Source organism: Marinilabilia rubra, from assembly GCF_003121985.1.
Taxonomy (GTDB): domain Bacteria; phylum Bacteroidota; class Bacteroidia; order Bacteroidales; family Marinilabiliaceae; genus Marinilabilia; species Marinilabilia rubra.
Genome location: NZ_QEWP01000008.1, coordinates 205,920 through 224,643 on the forward strand (window position 1 = coordinate 205,920; position 18,724 = coordinate 224,643).

At 40.8% G+C, this 18,724-nt stretch carries 14 protein-coding genes; 4 read left to right on the top strand and 10 right to left on the bottom strand.

Annotation, left to right across the window (positions count from 1 at the left end):
* Positions 1 to 222: 222 nt before the first annotated feature.
* From DDZ16_RS11795 to DDZ16_RS11805, 3 genes are all read right to left on the bottom strand, one after another.
* Positions 223 to 1,482, bottom strand: coding sequence for an arginine deiminase (locus tag DDZ16_RS11795; RefSeq protein ID WP_109264674.1), 1,260 nt, complete (start codon positions 1,480 to 1,482; stop codon positions 223 to 225).
* A 197-nt stretch (positions 1,483 to 1,679) separates the two neighbouring features.
* Entirely contained in the window at positions 1,680 to 1,967 is a 288-nt protein-coding gene (locus DDZ16_RS11800; RefSeq protein WP_109264675.1) for a co-chaperone GroES, read from the bottom strand.
* 33 nt (positions 1,968 to 2,000) lie between these two features.
* Positions 2,001 to 2,228, bottom strand: coding sequence for a glutaredoxin family protein (locus DDZ16_RS11805; RefSeq protein ID WP_109264676.1), 228 nt, complete (start codon positions 2,226 to 2,228; stop codon positions 2,001 to 2,003).
* A 144-nt stretch (positions 2,229 to 2,372) separates the two neighbouring features.
* On the opposite strand from DDZ16_RS11805, the gene nfo reads away from it, so the two are divergent.
* Both nfo and DDZ16_RS11815 read left to right on the top strand, forming a co-directional pair.
* Positions 2,373 to 3,224 (top strand): deoxyribonuclease IV, encoded by an 852-nt coding sequence (nfo, locus tag DDZ16_RS11810; protein ID WP_109264677.1) that lies wholly within the window; start codon positions 2,373 to 2,375, stop codon positions 3,222 to 3,224.
* Between the two features lie 101 nt (positions 3,225 to 3,325).
* On the top strand, positions 3,326 to 3,943 hold the full coding sequence (locus tag DDZ16_RS11815) for a DUF4294 domain-containing protein (protein WP_109264678.1): 618 nt from the start codon (positions 3,326 to 3,328) through the stop codon (positions 3,941 to 3,943).
* Between the two features lie 37 nt (positions 3,944 to 3,980).
* On the opposite strand, the gene elbB is transcribed toward DDZ16_RS11815, so the two are convergent.
* Positions 3,981 to 4,640, bottom strand: coding sequence for an isoprenoid biosynthesis glyoxalase ElbB (gene elbB, locus DDZ16_RS11820; RefSeq protein WP_109264679.1), 660 nt, complete (start codon positions 4,638 to 4,640; stop codon positions 3,981 to 3,983).
* Between the two features lie 113 nt (positions 4,641 to 4,753).
* Here elbB and thpR point away from each other — a divergent pair, with 113 nt between their 5' ends.
* Positions 4,754 to 5,329 (top strand): RNA 2',3'-cyclic phosphodiesterase, encoded by a 576-nt coding sequence (thpR, locus tag DDZ16_RS11825; protein ID WP_109264680.1) that lies wholly within the window; start codon positions 4,754 to 4,756, stop codon positions 5,327 to 5,329.
* A 67-nt stretch (positions 5,330 to 5,396) separates the two neighbouring features.
* Here thpR and DDZ16_RS11830 read toward each other — a convergent pair whose 3' ends face one another.
* The 6 genes from DDZ16_RS11830 to DDZ16_RS11855 form a co-directional block, all read right to left on the bottom strand.
* Positions 5,397 to 6,773, bottom strand: coding sequence for an alpha-amylase family glycosyl hydrolase (locus DDZ16_RS11830; RefSeq protein ID WP_109264681.1), 1,377 nt, complete (start codon positions 6,771 to 6,773; stop codon positions 5,397 to 5,399).
* Between the two features lie 141 nt (positions 6,774 to 6,914).
* Entirely contained in the window at positions 6,915 to 8,783 is a 1,869-nt protein-coding gene (locus DDZ16_RS11835) for a glycoside hydrolase family 13 protein (protein ID WP_109264682.1), read from the bottom strand.
* Positions 8,770 to 11,097 carry a family 65 glycosyl hydrolase domain-containing protein gene (locus DDZ16_RS11840; protein WP_109264683.1) on the bottom strand — a complete coding sequence of 776 codons (2,328 nt, stop codon included), beginning with the start codon at positions 11,095 to 11,097 and terminating at the stop codon, positions 8,770 to 8,772. The genes DDZ16_RS11835 and DDZ16_RS11840 overlap by 14 nt, the downstream gene beginning before the upstream one ends.
* A 106-nt stretch (positions 11,098 to 11,203) precedes the next feature.
* Complete coding sequence (pgmB, locus tag DDZ16_RS11845; protein ID WP_109264684.1) at positions 11,204 to 11,848, bottom strand: beta-phosphoglucomutase; 645 nt, start codon at positions 11,846 to 11,848, stop codon at positions 11,204 to 11,206.
* A gap of 1 nt (position 11,849) precedes the next feature.
* Entirely contained in the window at positions 11,850 to 13,193 is a 1,344-nt protein-coding gene (locus tag DDZ16_RS11850) for an MFS transporter (protein ID WP_232526629.1), read from the bottom strand.
* Between the two features lie 855 nt (positions 13,194 to 14,048).
* Positions 14,049 to 15,065 (bottom strand): LacI family DNA-binding transcriptional regulator, encoded by a 1,017-nt coding sequence (locus DDZ16_RS11855; protein WP_109264686.1) that lies wholly within the window; start codon positions 15,063 to 15,065, stop codon positions 14,049 to 14,051.
* Between the two features lie 649 nt (positions 15,066 to 15,714).
* On the opposite strand from DDZ16_RS11855, the gene DDZ16_RS11860 reads away from it, so the two are divergent.
* Positions 15,715 to 18,717 (top strand): SusC/RagA family TonB-linked outer membrane protein, encoded by a 3,003-nt coding sequence (locus DDZ16_RS11860; RefSeq protein WP_109264687.1) that lies wholly within the window; start codon positions 15,715 to 15,717, stop codon positions 18,715 to 18,717.
* Positions 18,718 to 18,724 lie beyond the last annotated feature (7 nt).

An 18,724-nucleotide genomic window follows, 5' to 3' on the forward strand; every position in this document is an offset into this window, starting at 1 on the left:
GTAAATCAACTTTTTGGAATCATATGCAAAATTGCTTGAAAGCTCTTTTTATTAGCGTTATATGGTTTGTCTTAAATCTGATATCTAAAAATCTAACGATCTATTGATTTTATAAAACCTTGATAAATTATTGTAAAATCTGAATTAATCTTATCCTTTTCATGTTATTTGATTTGAATCAAAAATCCCGGGGTTCTTTGTTGAACCCCGGGTTTGTAATATTTACCATTTTATATTTTTTCGTCTTACCGGCATTGTCATACATCGGGCGCCACCACCTCCGCGAGGGAGCTCTGATCCTTCAATGGTGACCACATATTTCTCATAATCATCCAAATTGACGGCATTATTAATTACTTCTGAAGCCTTAATTATTTTGTAACCAATTTTGCTTAGAGCCTCGAGAGTGTGGCCATTTCTTGCATATCCCATAAGCTTGCCGGGACCTATGGCAAAGAAGTTAGCTCCGCTATGCCACTGTTCTCTTTCCTGATGCCACAATTCAGTGCCGCCGCAGGGGACTGGTTTTAAATTCATTCCCAGGTTTCCTAATGCTTTCAGTAAGCCCGGCTGACGTGTTATTTTGGTGACTTTGCCATTATCAATAGTCATCAGGATCGTGGCATAAGTATGCTCGTGTTTTATCATTGGTTCATATACCATACATGTTTCCCGGTCCAATAAGGTAAAGACCATATCAAGATGAATAAATGATTCAGGCGACCTGGGTAGTTGCTGAACAATTATATGCTTTCTGCCTTTTTGCTTTTTCATTTGCTCTGCCAGAAAATCAATCCCTTGAGAAGAAGTTCTGGCACCGTTTCCAATGATTAATATGTCATCTCTGGCGATGAGTACGTCACCTCCCTCAATAAACGTCTCTTCTCCAACATGCCAGGTATTCATGGGGTTTAGGGTGGAGGTTTTAAAATGTGGTGAATGGTTGAATATTGCATCCATAATAATTGATTCCCTTTCCCGTACTTTATTGGCCATTTTAGAGATCATCACTTCGTTATAAACAGTGACTGAAGCATCTCTGGTAAAAAAGAAATTATGCAGCGGTCGAAGTGCGTACCTTTCATCTGACAAGTAAGTGGTGAGAGAATCTCTTTTGAGCGCGACTCCTTCAATAAGTTGAGTGGCCAGTTCCTTGTGATTAAGTGCCAAAAGATCCTCTTTTATATTGAGGACTTTCTCCTGGGTACAAATTCTTTCAACAAGTGAAACTTTAAGCTCGGGATCTATCAGTATTTCTGCTAAAAGTTCTTTTACCTGAAATGTTTTGGTGACTTTCTCCAAAACACCCTTAAGTTGATTGTATTCTTCCCGTGCCACTGGCAGGTTGAGTATGTCACTGTAGAGGGCTCTCTCGGCATTTCCCGGTGTCATGTTTTCCACTTCGGGGCCGGGTGTATGTAAAATCACAGCTTCCAAATCTCCAATCTCTGAAGTCACGCGGGGAATAATGGGGGTGCTCATAAATGGTTGTTTTTAGGTTTCAAAATGCATTTTAGGTATTCATCACGCAATTTACGAATAGTTTCAGAGAAAAATTCTGACTTTTGTCTACTGACTGTAGCGGTTAAAACAACCATCCGGGTTATTAAAAAAAGGCCGGCAAATGCCAGCCCTTTAATATGGAATAATTAAATGTTTTTCGTCATCGGCCTTAACTCCTAAATCGCATCGGTCTCAACGACTTTTCCCAGAATGTCGGCATAAGGAACCAATAGAAAACTCTTGCTCTCAAATTCAAGTTCGGTGCCTGAAAATTCTTTGTAAAGAACTACGTCACCAACAGCTATCTCGGGATTTTCAATGTTGCTGATACCTGACACTTTTCCTGTTTTTTCTTTGCTTTGGGCACTCTCGGGAATAATGATGCCCGATGCTGTTGTTTGCTCCGCTTTGTCGTCCTGCAACTCAAGCAAAACATTCTGATTAATGGGTTGTAACTCTTTCATGGATATTGCTAATTTTTAGTTGTTTAAAATGGTTTATGCTTTTATCTCTAATAAACTGTTTATTTTGTTTCTGTCAAATCCAACTACGGCCTGTCCGTTAATTAAACTTTGAGGAACGCCCTGTTGACCGCTCCTTTTAACCATATCAGCAGCTGCTTTTTCATCTTTGCTGACATCTATCTCCCGAAACTTTATGCGATTATTGGTCAGATAATCTTTAAGGGTTCGGCACCATGAACAGGTTGGGGTTGTGTAAACGATGACTTGCTTCTGCGGTTTATCGTCATCCTTGTCAAAATGACAGTTTTGACAGAAGTAGTGTTATTATTTACACAAGATTATTCTTTGGATTAATTATCTTGCACAATTATGAAAACGAATATTAACTTTCAAAATACAGAGCAAATGGCAACAAAATTTATAGGAGCTCATGTTAGTGCAGCAGGTGGTGTAGAAAATGCCCCGGTGAATGCTTCCAAAATAGGAGCAACGGCTTTTGCGTTGTTTACAAAAAACCAGCGACAGTGGAAAGCAAAACCGCTGACGGATGAGAATATAGAAAAGTTTAAAAGTAATTGTAAAGAATATGGCTTTTCTCCCAGGCATATCCTGCCTCACGATAGTTATTTAATAAATTTGGGACACCCCGAGAAGGCAGGTATTGAAAAGTCCCGTGATGCGTTTTTGGATGAGATGCAGCGTTGTGAGCAGTTGGGACTTGAGTTGTTGAATTTTCATCCCGGAAGCTATTTGAAAAAGATTTCTGAAGATGACTGTTTGAAAAGGGTTGCTGAGTCGGTGAACATTGCCTTGGATAAAACGAATGGTGTAACAGCAGTGCTAGAAAATACAGCCGGCCAGGGAACCAATGTTGGGTATAAATTCGAGCATCTTGCACGTATCATTGAGTTAGTTGATGATAAATCAAGGGTGGGTGTTTGTATAGATACCTGCCATGGATGGGCCGGTGGATATGATTTTCTATCAGATGATGGTTATGAAAACAGTTGGAATGCCTTTGATGATATTGTAGGTTTTAAATATCTGCGGGGTATTCATCTGAACGATGCAAAAAAAGATGTTGGCAGCAAAGTGGACCGGCATGCCAGTTTAGGAGAAGGATATATGGAAAAGAAAACTTTCTCACGGATGATGAAAGATAAGCGTTTTGATGATGTTCCCATTATTCTGGAAACACCCAATCCCGATATTTGGGCTGATGAGATCGAATGGCTGAAGAAGGAGGCAGGTAAATAAAATTAGTATCTCTTGATTATTGGGAAAATAGATGGAACAACCCTTTAGCTGGAAAATATATTTTGGCATTGCACTTGTTGTACTGAATTCAGGTATAAATAATGAAGTTGTTTTTTAAGTATATGATTCTTCCTGGCATCCTGCTGTTTTGTGGGATGGGTTCTGTTGCTCAGGTGGTTAAAACCACTGAAATGGCAGGAGAGGAGGTGCATATGCTTGAATCAAGAGTAATTAATGGAGATACCATTCCTCATATAGTATTGGCTGAAGTAAAAGTTGTCCCTGAATGGAAATACCGAAGTAACCGGGAGCGTAGAAAATACAATCGATTTGTGAAGAGTATAAAAGTGGCACTTCCTTATGCGCGGGTTGCAGCCCATAAACTTGAGGTAATTAATGCCAATCTTGCCCGTATTGAGAATGAAAAGGAACGCAAGGAGTATCTGAAGAAAGCCGAAAAGAAGTTATTTAAAGAATTTGAGAAGCCGCTCAGAAAATTGACCTTTTCTCAGGGACGAATGCTTATTAAGCTCATTGACAGAGAGACAGGAGATACCAGTTATGACTTAATCAAAGAGTATAAAGGTGGTTTTTCGGCTTTTTTCTGGCAATCTGTAGCCCGTTTATTTGGCTCCAATTTGAAAGATGAATATCATGGCGATCGTGAAGACCACATGGTAGAGCATATTATCATTTTGATAGATAATGGGATGTTGTAGAGATCATAAACAGACCTCTACAACATTCCAATTTCATTTAAGAGGTCATCTTCATAACTGCATTTACAATATTTTCCGCCCCTTCTGCAATCTGGGTTATTTTAGCATCCAGCATATAACAGGGCGTGGTTGCTATTTTCAGATTTTTGTCGGTAACTACTTCTCCATGTGTGGTGTTTACATGCGAAGCCCCCATGGCCTGTAAGGCATCTGCAACGCTTTGATCCGAACCAATGGTCAACTTGGCTTCACCAAATATTTTGGCCATTATTACCGGGGTAATGCACAAAGCACCAATGGGCTTGTCTGCTTTATGGGTTTCACGGACTGCTTTTTCAACTTCGGGATGAATGGAGCATTCCGGGCCATCAAAAGCAAAACTACTCAGGTTCTTGGCTGCACCAAAACCGCCCGGAAACATGAGAGCATCATAATTCTCAGCATTGAATCCACTGAGAGGTTTTATGTCTCCGCGCACAATTCTGGCAGCTTCTACCAAAACATTGCGGGCTTCTTGCATTTCTTCTCCATTGATGTGATTGATTACCTGACGTTGCTCCATGTCGGGTGCAAAAACTTCATATTCAGCACCAGCTTTTTCGATGGCCAACAAGGTAGTAACGGTTTCTGTAATTTCAGCACCATCGTAAACGCCGCATCCTGATAAAACAACTGCAAATTTCTTTTTTTCAGACATATTATATGTATTTTGGTTTTACAAAATAGAAATTTCTTATGTCCCTTTTGTAGAAAGGCGACTTTCTCAGGCTAATTTAAAATATTTACGACCATTGTGCAAAATCAAACTTTATGAGTAAACTCAGGACCTTTGTGGCGACCCCTGTTATTGATATCGAATATTTGAAAAAGTGGGTATTTAATTTGAGGAAGCAGCCAGTTTCGGGCAAAATCAAATGGACCAATCCGGATTTGTGGCATCTGACGTTTAAATTTATTGGTGATATAGAAAAAGGGCAACTTAGCTCTTTAATAGAATCAATGTCCCAGGCGCTGGATGGATGTAATGCAGGAAAACTACATTTTGAGGGGGCAGGATATTTTGGATCCACTAAAAATCCCAAGGTAATCTGGGCCGGTGTCAGGAAAAATGAATGGCTGGATTATATAAAGAAACAAGTAGACCGGGGAGTTTCTGTTCTTGATCTTTTCATTGATGATCGCCCCTTCAGACCTCACTTAACACTGGCAAGGGTTAAATATCTTAAAGATTCTAGACCTTTGATTGAAGCTGTAAATGGGAAAGATGATTCCATATGGGGCGATTTTGAACTAAACCGGGTTGTTTTGTACAAGAGTCAATTGACTTCTGACGGGCCGGTATATTCCGAGCTGAAAAGCTTTGAGCTTATAAGGGATGCAAAATGACAAATAAAAAAACTGATACCCCGGATTTTGGGAATATCAGTCTTTGAAGTGGTTTAAAATTAAAAAACTACTGTGTGGTATAAATCTTATATTCCCAGGGCTGAAGCAGTTCTCCTTTCACGGGGAGTGTAACATTTTTGCCAGAGCCTGCTTCTGCGAAAGTGCCTTCAGGTCCACCTTCAAAAAATACACTGACGGATTCGCCCGAAAGGTTGAAAAGTGCTATTACTGTATTATCGTCTTTCTGGCGGGCAAAACAGAAAATCGACTCCGGACTATTGGTTACAATGGATTGCAAATCACCTCCTGCTGTACCGTTCCATAAAGCAGGGTTCGCTTTCTTTAAGTTGATGAGGGATTTATAAAAATCGGTCATTTCAGATTTTTTCCACTGAATGGTGTCTTTTTCGAAAAACTCCAGGCTTTTATTCAAGCCTGCTTCCTGTCCTGAGTATATCAGTGGCATTCCTTCTACTGTAAAGGTCAGGGCAGTCATGGTTTTAAAGGCTTTCCCCATCCGCTCATAAGCAGTGCCATTCCAGCTGTTTTCATCATGATTGGTGGTAAACTGCAGAGGCCAGGTTCCGGAAGGTAACAGGGTGTCTGTTTTTTCGAAGAATCCGGAAACATCGAGGGCATTTTTTTCACCTTTAGCCACATCGTTCATAATATGATGCAATTCCCAGGCGTAATTGGCATTGAAGGCATTTTCCAAAAGTCCCGTTTCCATTTCATCTTCTGCCAGCATCCATACGGGCTTGATATTTTCAATGTCCGCACGTGCGTTTTCCCAGAAATCGACAGGTACCATTCCTGCCATATCGCACCGATAACCGTCAATATTAGTTTCCTCAACCCAGAAGGTAAGTGCGTCAATCATGGCTGCTCTCATTTCTTGATTGGAGTAGTTCAGGTCAGCTACATCGGACCAGTCTTCTACCGGAGCTACTATTTCTCCTTTTTCATTTTTTGTGTACCATTCAGGATGCTCCTCAATCCAGGGATGATCCCAGGCAGTATGGTTTGCTACCCAGTCCAGAACAATATGCATGTCCATCTCATGAATCTTTTTTACCAGGGATTTAAAATCTTCCATGGTTCCAAATTCCGGATTGATGTTCTTAAAATCCTTAATGCTGTAATAGGATCCCAATGTTCCTTTCCGGTTTTTCTCGCCAATGGGATAAACCGGCATCAGCCAAAGAATATCCACTCCTAACTCCCTAAGGCGGGGAAGATGTTCGGCAAAGGCATTGATTGTTCCTTCCTCCGTGTACTGCCTGATATTGACTTCATAAATAACGGCATCCTTACTCCACTTGGGAGTAGGGGTATTGCTGGTGTATTGGTTGTCACCTTCCTGCCCTTCGCGGGTAGAAGTTTGGCAGGCAGAGAATAGTAATATGGCCGACAGAAGCCAATAAATGGGATTGAATTTTTGCATATTTCAGTGTTTGGTGTGTTCCAATGAATCGTATAACAATAAGTCGCATTAAAATACTGAAATTTCCCCACCTTTTTATTAAAGGTGAGGATTTCAGTTTGGGATTTTAGAAAAACATGGACTTAAAAACTGGTTTGTTGTTTATTTAAGTTCTATTATTCTGGCCGACTTGGCCGGAATTTCAAAACTCTCAAATGACGAAATGTTTTCTCCGGTCATGACGTCCTTTCCTGAATGGTATTTCTCAAGGATTTCCACAAATCGTTTACCATCGATGGTTCTTGATTCGTCGTTGGAATTGTTCAGCATGACCATTACAGCTTCGTCTTCCAGATATCTGAAATAGACGTAAACATTATTCTGAGGCACAAAATGTAACGTTTTACCATAATGGATAGGTTTGCTGGTTTTGCGGTATTCCAGTATTTTTTTCAAATAATCGTAAATTTCATTTTGCTCCTCAGTCCGGCCGTCCCTGGTAAAGGCGTTGGTCTCATCACCGGCCCAACCACCAGGAAAGTCATGACGAATATGCGAGTGTCCCTCATATCCGTTGCCATCCATCAACAATTCTGTGCCATAATACCATTGTGGAATTCCTCTGATAGTTCCGGTAAAAGCAGTCACCATTTTAAGACTGTTTAAGTCCTTGTTGAGAATGTTGTAGATGCGGCTTACATCATGATTTTCCGGGAATATCACAATGTTTTGAACATCTGCATAGATGAAATCATTGGCCAAAACATCGTACAAGCGCATGAGACCGTCGCTCCAGCCACCTCCATTTTCATTAAAGGCTTTGTGCATGGCATCCATTAAAGGAAAGTCCATGATAGATTTTAGATGAGAGTTGAACCCATCACTGTTATTGGCGTCTTTCTGCCAATAGCTGAGCTTGGACGCTTCTCCAATCCAGCATTCTCCCACAATGTTGAAGTTGGGGTACTCCTGGTTGATGCGTTTGTTCCATTCTGCCATTCCGTATTTATCAGGATACGGATAGGTGTCCTGTCTTATTCCCTGAAGTCCGGCATATTCAATCCACCAAATGCTGTTCTGAATAAGATAATTGAGCATGAGGTCGTTTTCGAGGTTCAGATCAGGCATAGCTCTGGCAAACCATCCTTCCGTGGCCAATTTCAGATCGGCTTTAGAGGCATGAGGATCTGAAATAGATGACAAACGGTAGTTGGACTGCACAAAGCTGTCGTAATTGATCCAATCTTCAGTAGGAAGATCTTCCATCCACCAATGTTTGCTGCCACAGTGATTAAAGATCATGTCTTTGATCACCTTTAAACCCTTTTCGTTGGCTTTTTGGATGAGTTCTTTATAATCTTCATTGCTTCCAAACCGGGGGTCAACCTGGTAATAATCAGTCGTAGCATAACCATGATAGGAGCCTTCAGGTTGATTGTTTTCCAGGACAGGATTCAGCCAAATGGCAGTGAACCCCATATCGGCAATGTAATCCAGGTGATCCGAAATGCCTTTTAGGTCACCACCATGACGACCATAAGGGGCATCGGGGTCTGCTTCCTCTGCCATGCCATCTACGTTATCGTTATCCGGATTACCATTCGCAAACCGATCAGGCATCAGCAAATAAATGGCATCGGTGGTGTTGAATCCTTCGCGCATGGCAGATCCTTTGCTGCGTTCCTGAAGCTCAAGGGCCATTGTTCTTTTAACGACCTCACCATCCACAAAATTGATCTCGACCTCGCCTGGTTTAGCATCCCCGGCAATGCGGATGTCAATAAAGAGGTAATTGGGATTCTCTACTGCTGTCGATTTCTCAATGGTTACACCAGTGTGATTGATTTCAGGTCTCAGCAAACCAATATCTTCACTGTATGCCATTACCTGTACTACAGGATTCTTGAAGCCAATCCACCACGATGGTGGTTCCAGTCGTGGTTTAATTTCGGATTGTGCAAAAGTGTTCAGGGCTCCTGCAGTAATTAAAAAAAACGACAAAAATATGGATACGATATTACTTTTTGACATGATACTTAATATTAAGAGGGATGGTGACTGATTTTCCTGCGGGGATGCTTATTTCCTTGTCGTAAAGGGTTAAAGTGGCTTCATCTTTTGCATGAGAGATAATCTCTACTTGTTCCTGATCTACCCGTACTTCCAGATCATGTCTGCGGAAACGGATTCTAAAAGAATACTCTTTCCATTGCTCAGGAATAATAGGGTACAAACGAAGCTTGCCATCTTTGTAAACGCGCTTGCCACCAAATCCTTCAACTATCGACATCCAGGTGCCGGCCATGCTTGTAATGTGAAGACCTTCGTGAACCTCTCTGTTATAGTCATCAATGTCCAGACGGCTGGTTCGAAGGTACATTTCATAAGCCTTGTCCAAATCGCCAATGCGGGCAGCCAGTATGTTGTGGACGCAAGGGGAAAGCGACGATTCGTGAACCGTGCGGGGTTCATAAAATTTGAAGTTTCTGCGAATAGTTTCAGTATCGAATTCTTCTTCAAATAAGTACATTCCTTGCAAAGTGTCTGCCTGCTTGATGAAACAGGAGCGCAAAATCCGGTCCCACGACCAATGCTGATTCAATGGTCGAACCGAAGGACTCAACTCATCAGCCATGATTTGTTCCTTATCCATAAAGCCATCCTGTTGCAGGAAAACTTCTTCTTCTTCATTGTAAGGCAGATGAATGTTTCCGGCCACTGATTTCCATACGCCCATTTCAGTGGGGGGGTCCATGTTGACTTTTTTAGTGATTTCGCTAAAACGCCCGGGATTGTTCTTTTTAACAATTTCTGATGCCTCCCTTGCATAGTTCAGACACCACTGTGCAATTTTATTGGTATACCAATTGTTGTTAACGTTGTTTTCGTATTCGTTAGGGCCTGTAACGCCCAATATCACGAATTTCTTTTTATCATGAGAGAATGTTGCTCTTTGACTCCAGAACCGGGCGATACCGATTAGTACTTCAAGACCATATTCTTCAAGATATTTCTCATCTCCGGTATGCCTGATGTAGTTGTGAATGGCAAATGCAATGGCTCCGTTCCGATGAATCTCCTCAAAGGTGATTTCCCACTCGTTGTGGCATTCTTCACCGTTCATAGTTACCATTGGATAAAGAGCAGCTCCGTTTGTGAATCCAAGTTTTTCAGCGTTTTCAATGGCTTTCCGGAGATGCTTATAACGGTAAATTAAGAGGTTTCGAACCACTTTTTGGGGGGATGTCATCAGGAAGAAAGGGATGCAATAAGCCTCGGTGTCCCAATAGGTACTCCCTCCGTATTTTTCACCGGTAAAGCCTTTTGGACCAACGTTGAGACGCTCGTCTTCACCTGTATAGGTCTGATTGAGATGGAAGATATTGAAACGGATGCCTTGCTGAGCTGCGATATCTCCCTTTATTTTAATATCGCTGTGCTCCCATATCTCGTTCCAGTGCGCAATTTGCTCTTTCAGGAGAGTGTCATAACCAAGAGTTTTAGCTTCCGAGGCTTTTTTTCTGGCAACAGAGAGCAATTCGTCTTTCTCGTGGTTCATAGAATTGGCGACCCCAACATATTTGGTTAAAGAAATTTCTTTTCCTTTAGAGGCCAAAACAGGGATGTGGTTGCCTGAGTGCAACTCGTCGCTGAAAGGCTGTTCCTCGGAGGCTTCAGCTCCAACCAGTTCTGTTTCCATCGCATAAGAAACCCTGAAATCCAGTTTTTTGGTCTGGCAAAGCAAGTCTGCCTTATTTAAAACGGCATTGGTTTCCAGAATATTCCAGAATTTCTCATCGTAGTTGGCGTCTTCATTTTCAACATCTCCATTAATGTAAGGGGTGAAAATGATTTTACAATCTTCATTGGGAGTCATGGTGTATTTTACGACTCCGGTTTCGGGGCGTTCCATGCTCAGAAACCGATCGGTTTTTACTGTCAGTCGTTTCCCATTATTAAGTATCACCGAAAATCGACGGCTTAAAACACCATTTTTCATATCCAGGATACGCTCGAAGTTATCCACCTTTTGCGCTTTAAAGAGATCAAGCATCTCACCGTCAACGGTCACATTAATGCCTATCCAGTTGGGAGAGTTGAGCACTTTTGCAAAGTACTCGGGATATCCGTTTTTCCACCACCCCACACGGGTTTTGTCAGGATAATAGACTCCTGCTATATAACTGCCTTGCAAAGTAGGACCGCTCCAGGCCTCCTCAAAATTGGCCCGCTGCCCCATTTGTCCGTTGCCAAGGCTGAAAATACTTTCTGATGCTTTATGGTGATCAGGATCAAATCCTTCCTCTATTATCCGCCACTCGTCTTGCTTCAAATATTGTTTCATCTTTTTCTTTTTTAATGTGTTTAGAAAGCTTATTGGGGGAGGGGCTTTGATTTAAAAGCTTTCTAAAACAACATATTGTCCTTACGAATTATATCCCTGGATGAATCTATAACCGGGACAACTTTTCAATATCCATTTCGTGAAGTCCCGGCACCACAAGGTTGGCTTTGCCCAATACTTCAGGTGATCCAATTCCAACGCATTTCATCCCTCCTGCAAGGGCTGCTTCCACACCTGCTTCAGCATCTTCGAATACCACGCATTCAGACGGAGGGAGATTTAAGGCTTCAGCCCCTTTTAGAAATACCTCCGGGTCGGGTTTTGCATTGGAAACTTTGGTGCCATCAATAACAGCATCGAACCACGAGGTTAACTCAAGTCTGTCGAGTATGGTCATGGCATTTTTGCTGGCAGATCCCAGGGCAATTTTTAAGTCGTTGTCTTTGAGTTCTTTGATGAACTTCATGGCTCCAGGCAGTATTTCATCGGGAGTCATCTCGAGAATAAATGAGCGGTAGTGTTCATTTTTTCTTTTGGCAAGTTCTTCTTTCTTTTCTTTAGGAAGATCCAAGCCGCCAATTTCCAGAAGAATATCGAGGGAAGTCATTCGGCTAACCCCTTTAAGGCGTTCATTGTCCTTCTCGGTGAAATCAAATCCCAGTTCGTCTGCAAGGGCTTTCCACGCAATAAAGTGATAACGGGCTGTGTCCACTATAACGCCGTCCAAATCGAATATACAAGCTTTTATCATTTTATTCTTCTTTATCTTCAACAAAATAGACTGAGATAGCCGCAATAAGTAAACTTACTCCTGCGATGATTAATGCATAGATAGCCTGAGAATTGAACAGACTCTTTATAATAGGGCCACTAAATACCCCATTTACAATTTGAGGTATGGTGATGAAAAAGTTAAAAAGCCCCATGTAAATACCCATTTTTTTAGCAGGAAGAGCTCCTGAAAGAATGGCGTAGGGCATGGACAGAATACTTGCCCAGGCTATGCCAATACCAATCATTGGGAAAATAAGAGCGTCCGGGTCATTTATGAAATATATTGAAATAAGTCCTGCAGCTCCGAACAGCAGAGAAATGGCATGTGTGGTTTTTCTGCTGGTCATTTTGGCGATAAATGGCAACAGGAATGCATAAAGAGCTGCCACGCCATTGTATACGGCAAAAAGAACCCCCACCCAGTTGCCGGCATCGTTATACAATTCAGAACTGGTGTCGGAAACAGGAAGGTTATATACGTGCTGGGCAATAGCCGGGGTTGTATATACCCACATGCCAAAAAGAGCCAGCCATGAAAAAAACTGGACAACACCAAGCTCTTTCATGGTACGGGGCATGGCTGCAAAATCTTTGAATATTTGCATAATGCCATGATCTTTTTCAGCTTTCGCGACTTCTTTGTCTTCCTTTTCTCCTGTATATTCTTCCAGTTCCCGGGGAGAATATTCTTTGGTAGATACCACCGTCCATATAATGGAGATGATCAAAACCGCTGCTCCAATGTAGAAGGAATAGACAACATTATCCGGCACGCTCCCTGATGGAGCTACTTTATCGACATTAAACCATTCGGCCATGGCATAAGTGATCCAGGAGCCTACCACTGCTCCGACACCGATAAGTGATGATTGAACCGAAAACCCCATAGTTCTTTGGTCTAGAGGTAGTTTATCTGCCACCAAAGCCCTGAACGGTTCCATTGAAATATTAATGGAGGCGTCCATAATCATGAGTAATCCGGCGCCAACAAACATTGGGGGAATGAGGGCTGCTAAAATTTCCGCATTGGGCATAAATATTAGGGCGAGAGAAGCGAAAACAGCACCAAAAAGGAAGAATGGGCGGCGACGTCCTAAACGGGTCCAGGTGCGATCACTGTAATGTCCTACCAATGGCTGAATGAGCATTCCTGTAATGGGCGCAGCAAGCCAGAACCATCCCAGGTGTTCTATGTCAGCTCCAAATGTTTGTAAAATCCTGCTGGCATTGGCATTCTGAAGTGCAAACCCAAACTGGATGCCCAGGAAACCAATGCTCATGTTCCATATCTGGCGTTTTGTTAAACGAGGTAATTGTTTCATGTTTCTGCTAATTCCTTTAAATCAGAAAATAATTCAGCTTGTTAACGACCCTTAAATTAATAAAGCCGATGGTTTTTAATTGCTGAATTTACGTGTCTTTGAAATCCCGACAATTCTAAATATCCGAACCTTATAAAAAGGTTAAAGTTCAGATAGTCTGAATAACACTGGTCAGAAAAAATGACTTTGGACTGATGTTCTATTAATGAAGTGAACTACGGGGTTTCGGAAATGGGATTCCAAACCTCGTTAAAGGGGGAAATGTCAGGAAATAAAGTTTTATAGATCAGACCATGTGTGGGGAAAATCTTAGTTCCCCAATGGTTGATTTATAAAATGAATCTCACAGAATTAAAATACGGTACATTGCAAATGTAAGCATTCCTATCTTTCAAAAGCAATATTTCATTTGCTGAAAAATGTGGAAACAGCTTAAAATATCAGGTTTTATCCTATTTCAAACGATTGCGGTTTTTGTTGAAAAAGTGATAAAAAACTGATTGTTAAAAATCGCAAACGATTTCGGAGCGTTGACTTCCTGGTTAATGAGAGTAATAATTTTACAATATCCAGCGGTTGTTGGAAATGCTTAAAAGGCAATTTTTATGAATTGTTCAATAATAATATTTTGCTGAGCTCTTTTGAATGGATAAAAATCAATTTTTTATAATTCAGGCACAACTGCAATAAAGCTCCGTTTATCAGTATTATATGGTTCGTCTTAAATCTAATATCTAAAAATCTAACGATCTATTGATATAAGGGAAGCCTCAGTATTAACGATCTATTGTAATAATAGGATAGATGGTAATTTTGGAGTTTCCCGGCTAAAGGAATTTAAAACACAGCTCATTATTATGTGGACTGGCGTTGTTTTAAATTGGGCGTCAGGACTTTTGTTGAAAAGTTAATTTCTATTCCCGGGTTCTCCAACCTTTGAAGAAGCAACCTCATTGCCTCCCGTCCGGTTTCATAACCTTTCTGCTCTACGGTACTTAATGGGGGATAAGCTATGTTGGCATTTGGACCATCTCCAAAGCCAATTACTTTAATGTCCTCCGGAATGCTGTATCCGGCTGATTGGAGGACTTGCATAACGGCTATAGCCGTACTGTCATTTACCCCGAAAATACCGGTTATGTGTTTTTCTTTTATGAGTTTGAGCAGATGTTCCTGCATGCTGAATACATAATCTCTTGTGTCGCACTTTACGATTAATTCTTCGTCTACCTCTATGCCGTTTTCATTGAGTGCCTGGATATAGCCTTCTTTTCTTTGTTTGCCAATAACAAGGTGTTGAGGAGCAGATAAATGAAGGATTTTTGTGCAGCCTTTTTCTATTAAATGAGACGTAGCAATATTTGCCCCCTTTAAGTCATCAGTAATAACACGGTCTGTTTGCAGATCTTCGCATATCCTGTCAAAGAAAACCATGGGGATGCCGTTTTCATAAGCATTTTTCAGATGCGAAAAATCGCGGGTTGTTTTACTTACCGAGACTAATATGCCATCTACTCTGTGATCAATTAGAGCTTGTGTGTCAATTACCTCGCGTTGGTAGTTTTCGTTTGACTGGCATATCATAACATTATATCCTTCGCCATAGGCCAGATCCTCGATTCCGCTAATCACGGAAGAGAAGAAATGATGGACTATCTCCGGAATAATTAATCCGATGGTGTTGGTTTTTTGGCGGCGCAGACTTAATGCCAAAGCATTGGGCCGATAATTAACCTTTTCGGCAAAAGTTTTTACGAGCTTCTTGGTTTCTTCATTGATGTCCGGATGATCTTTCAACGCTCTGGAGACCGTAGAAGGGGATAATTCAAGAATTCTGGCTATATCTTTTAGTGTTACGTGACTTGACTTCATGTTCCTGTCTATATTAATAAAGGTGTTTCCTGGTCGTCAGAGATTAAGATAAGTTATTCCGGTTCTTTTGGGGAATGGATAAAGAGTATCATTGTTTAAATATATAAAAAAGTGTGGGTATAATATATAAATGTCCTGTATAAACTGATTTATTAAGTGGACGCCCTGATTACTCATTTGTGACATTTTTCTATACTTCCTCTCCGAAATGTAAATAAAAGTTAACAGAGTTGTGGATTTCTGAATACTTCAAAATAAGAGAGCAGGATTTACTATCAAATGCCCTTTGTTTATGGTTTCGAAAACGATTGCAGAAATAATGCAGAGATGTTGTAAAACAGGCCGTTTTTCTGCAAACGATGTCGCAAACGATGCCGCAAACGTTTGCAGTGATTTTTGTGTGAAAAGGCAAGAATCAATGTTAACAAATGTTTACTCCGGGCGGTTTTATTCATAATTTTGTAGAGTTAAGAAAAATGATTTTGTCCTGTTTCTAATCGTCTGTTGAAAGTGTAACGACATTGTTTAATTGGTAGTTAGTCAGGTTTTTGATTGTTTTTCACAGAAAAAATCCGGTACAGCAAAGGCTTCCAAAAGAGGAAATGCCTAAAAAGATGTTTAATCAAGTTTATTTTTAAATTAAGGTTTTATGAAAAAACAGTTTAATTTCTACAAGATCCTGTTTCTCTTTTTAGGGCTGGGCTTATTTATAAGCGCTTCTGCCCAGGAGATAACAGTGACAGGAACGGTAACGGATGCCGATAATGGCGAACCGCTGCCGGGCGTAACTGTAGTTATAAAAGGAACACAACAGGGTGCTATTACTCAGCCAGACGGAACTTATTCTGTTCAGGCACCTGAAGAGGCAGTATTGGCTTTTTCATTTATAGGGTATAAAACTTCTGAAGTAGCAATTGATGGCCAGAATGTTATAAATGTAGGTCTTCGACCTGATGTGCTTGGTCTTGAAGAAGTTGTTGTTATTGGATATGGAGTTTCCAAGAAAAAGGATCTTACAGGTTCAGTGCAGACTGTTTCAGCTGATGATTTTAATCAAGGGTCGATTACTTCTCCACAACAACTGATGAATGGTAAGGTAGCAGGTGTACAGATTACTGATGGAGGTGGTGCCCCTGGTAGTGGTACAACCATTCGAATTCGTGGTGGATCCTCATTGTCAGCGAGTAACGATCCTTTGATTATTATTGATGGAGTGCCCATTGACAACGAAGATGTATCCGGGATGCGTAACCCATTGAATGTGGTTAACCCCAATGATATTGAAACTTTTACTGTTTTGAAGGATGCCTCCGCTACTGCCATTTACGGTAGTCGGGCTTCGAACGGTGTTATTTTAATTACCACTAAAAAAGGAAAAACCGGCGAACTGAAAATTGACTATACCGGGAAGATGTCTGTTCACCAGCCTACCGAAATGGTCGATGTTGTTGATGCAGGACAATACCGTGAAATGTTAGGAAAATTTTTCCCTGAGAATACTAATCTTATGGGAGATGCATCCACCGATTGGCAGGATGAGATTTATGAGACAGCTATAAGTACTGATCATAATATTGCTTTTTCTGGTACAGTAAAAGATGCTCTTCCTTTTAGGGCTTCTGTTGGATACAATAATTCCAATGGTATTCTCAAGAAATCCAGTATGGAAAGGGTGACAGCTGCTTTAAACCTCAATCCATCATTTTTTGGGGATCATCTTAGAATTAATACCTCTCTCAAAGGGATGTCTATAAAAAATAATTTCTCAAATGAAGATGCCATTGGAGATGCCATAGCAATGGATCCCACTCAACCCATAAAGGCTGATGAATATGATCGATTTGGAGGTTATTATGCCTGGACCAACGCAAGTGGTAATCCCAATAATATTGCACCACAAAATGCGGTAGCACGTATCAACCAAAGAACTGACTTATCTATGGTACAACGTTTTGTTGGTAATTTTCAGGCAGATTACAAATTCCACTTCCTTCCTGAATTGAGAGCCAATTTAAACGTTGGTATGGACTACTCCAAGAGTGAGGATGATGGAGGGGTTCAAACTCCTGCCAATGCAGCCTGGGATACAGAAGCGTTCCTCAGGGGAGGAGCTTATAGTCATTATGCTCAGGAAAAACGGAATGAGTTATTGGACTTCTATCTTCAATATACAAAACCCCTGGATGATATTGATAGTAGAATTGATGTGATGGGGGGATATTCCTGGCAGCATTTCTGGAGAAATAATGAAGATGAGGCTTACTTTAATGAGGCCGATAGCGAAGGTAGTTTTGTTAGAGATCCATATAATTTAACTAAAACAGAGAACTACCTGGTATCCTTTTTCGGGCGTTTAAATTATGTCTTTAAAGAAAAGTACTTCCTCACTTTTACTTTGAGAAATGACGGATCATCACGTTTTTCAGAAGAAAACCGCTGGGGCTTGTTCCCATCAATGGCATTGGCCTGGAATATTAGTGATGAAGCCTTCCTTGAGCAGAGCTCCGCGGTTTCGAACTTAAAGCTTCGTTTGGGATATGGTGTTACAGGTCAGCAAAACATTGGAAGTGATTACGGGTATTTTGGAACCTACCGCACAGGCCAGCCAACCGCGCAGTATGTTTACTATAATCCACAATCAGGAAATTATGTGAAGATTCCTGTAACAACTTTAAGACCGGAAGGGTATGACAAAAACCTTAAGTGGGAAGAAACAACTACTTACAACGTGGGGCTTGATTATGGTTTCATGAATGACAGAATTTATGGTAGTCTGGATGTTTATCTTAGGAAAACAGAAGATCTGTTGAATGAAATCCCGGTTCCGGCCGGAGCCAATCTGACCAATCAACTTTTTACCAATGTGGGTAACCTGGAAAACAAAGGGTTCGAGATATCCTTGAATACAATTCCATACGAATCAAATGATTTCACATGGGAATTGGGTGCCAATTTCACCTATAATGAAAATGAAATAACCAAACTTACTCAGGTAGATGATCCCAATTATCTGGGAGTTCAACATGGTGGAATCAGTGGAGGTACCGGTAATAATATCAAAATTCATCAGGTAGGTCAGCCCGCAGGATCCTTCTTTGTATATGAGCAGGTATATGATGCCGATGGTCGTCCTCTTGAAGGGGTTTATGTGGACCAGAATGAAGATGGCCAAATTAACGAATCGGATCTTTATGTTGCAGGAAGTGCTTCTCCAAAATATATAATTGGTTTAAATACGTCATTACGTTATAAGAATTGGGACTTGAGCGTTTCAGGCCGGGCAAATCTGGATATGTATGTGTATAACAACATGGCATCGAATGGTGCTTTTTACAATAAACTGCAGGTTAATGGAAACTTTCTAAACAATATTCACAGTGATATTTATAACACAGGTTTCTACGATCCAAATTATTTCTCTGATTACTATGTTCAGAATGCTTCTTTTTTCCGTCTCGATAATGTGACTTTAGGTTACAATGTAAATGATTTATTGAATTCAGGTTTAAAGATTCGTGTTTATGGTTCTGTGGATAATGTACTAGTAGTCTCAGAATATGACGGAATTGATCCTGAGATTAGCGATGGAATAGATAATAATATGTATCCTCGTCCACGTACCTATATGATGGGTGTTAATGTGTCATTCTAAAAAAATC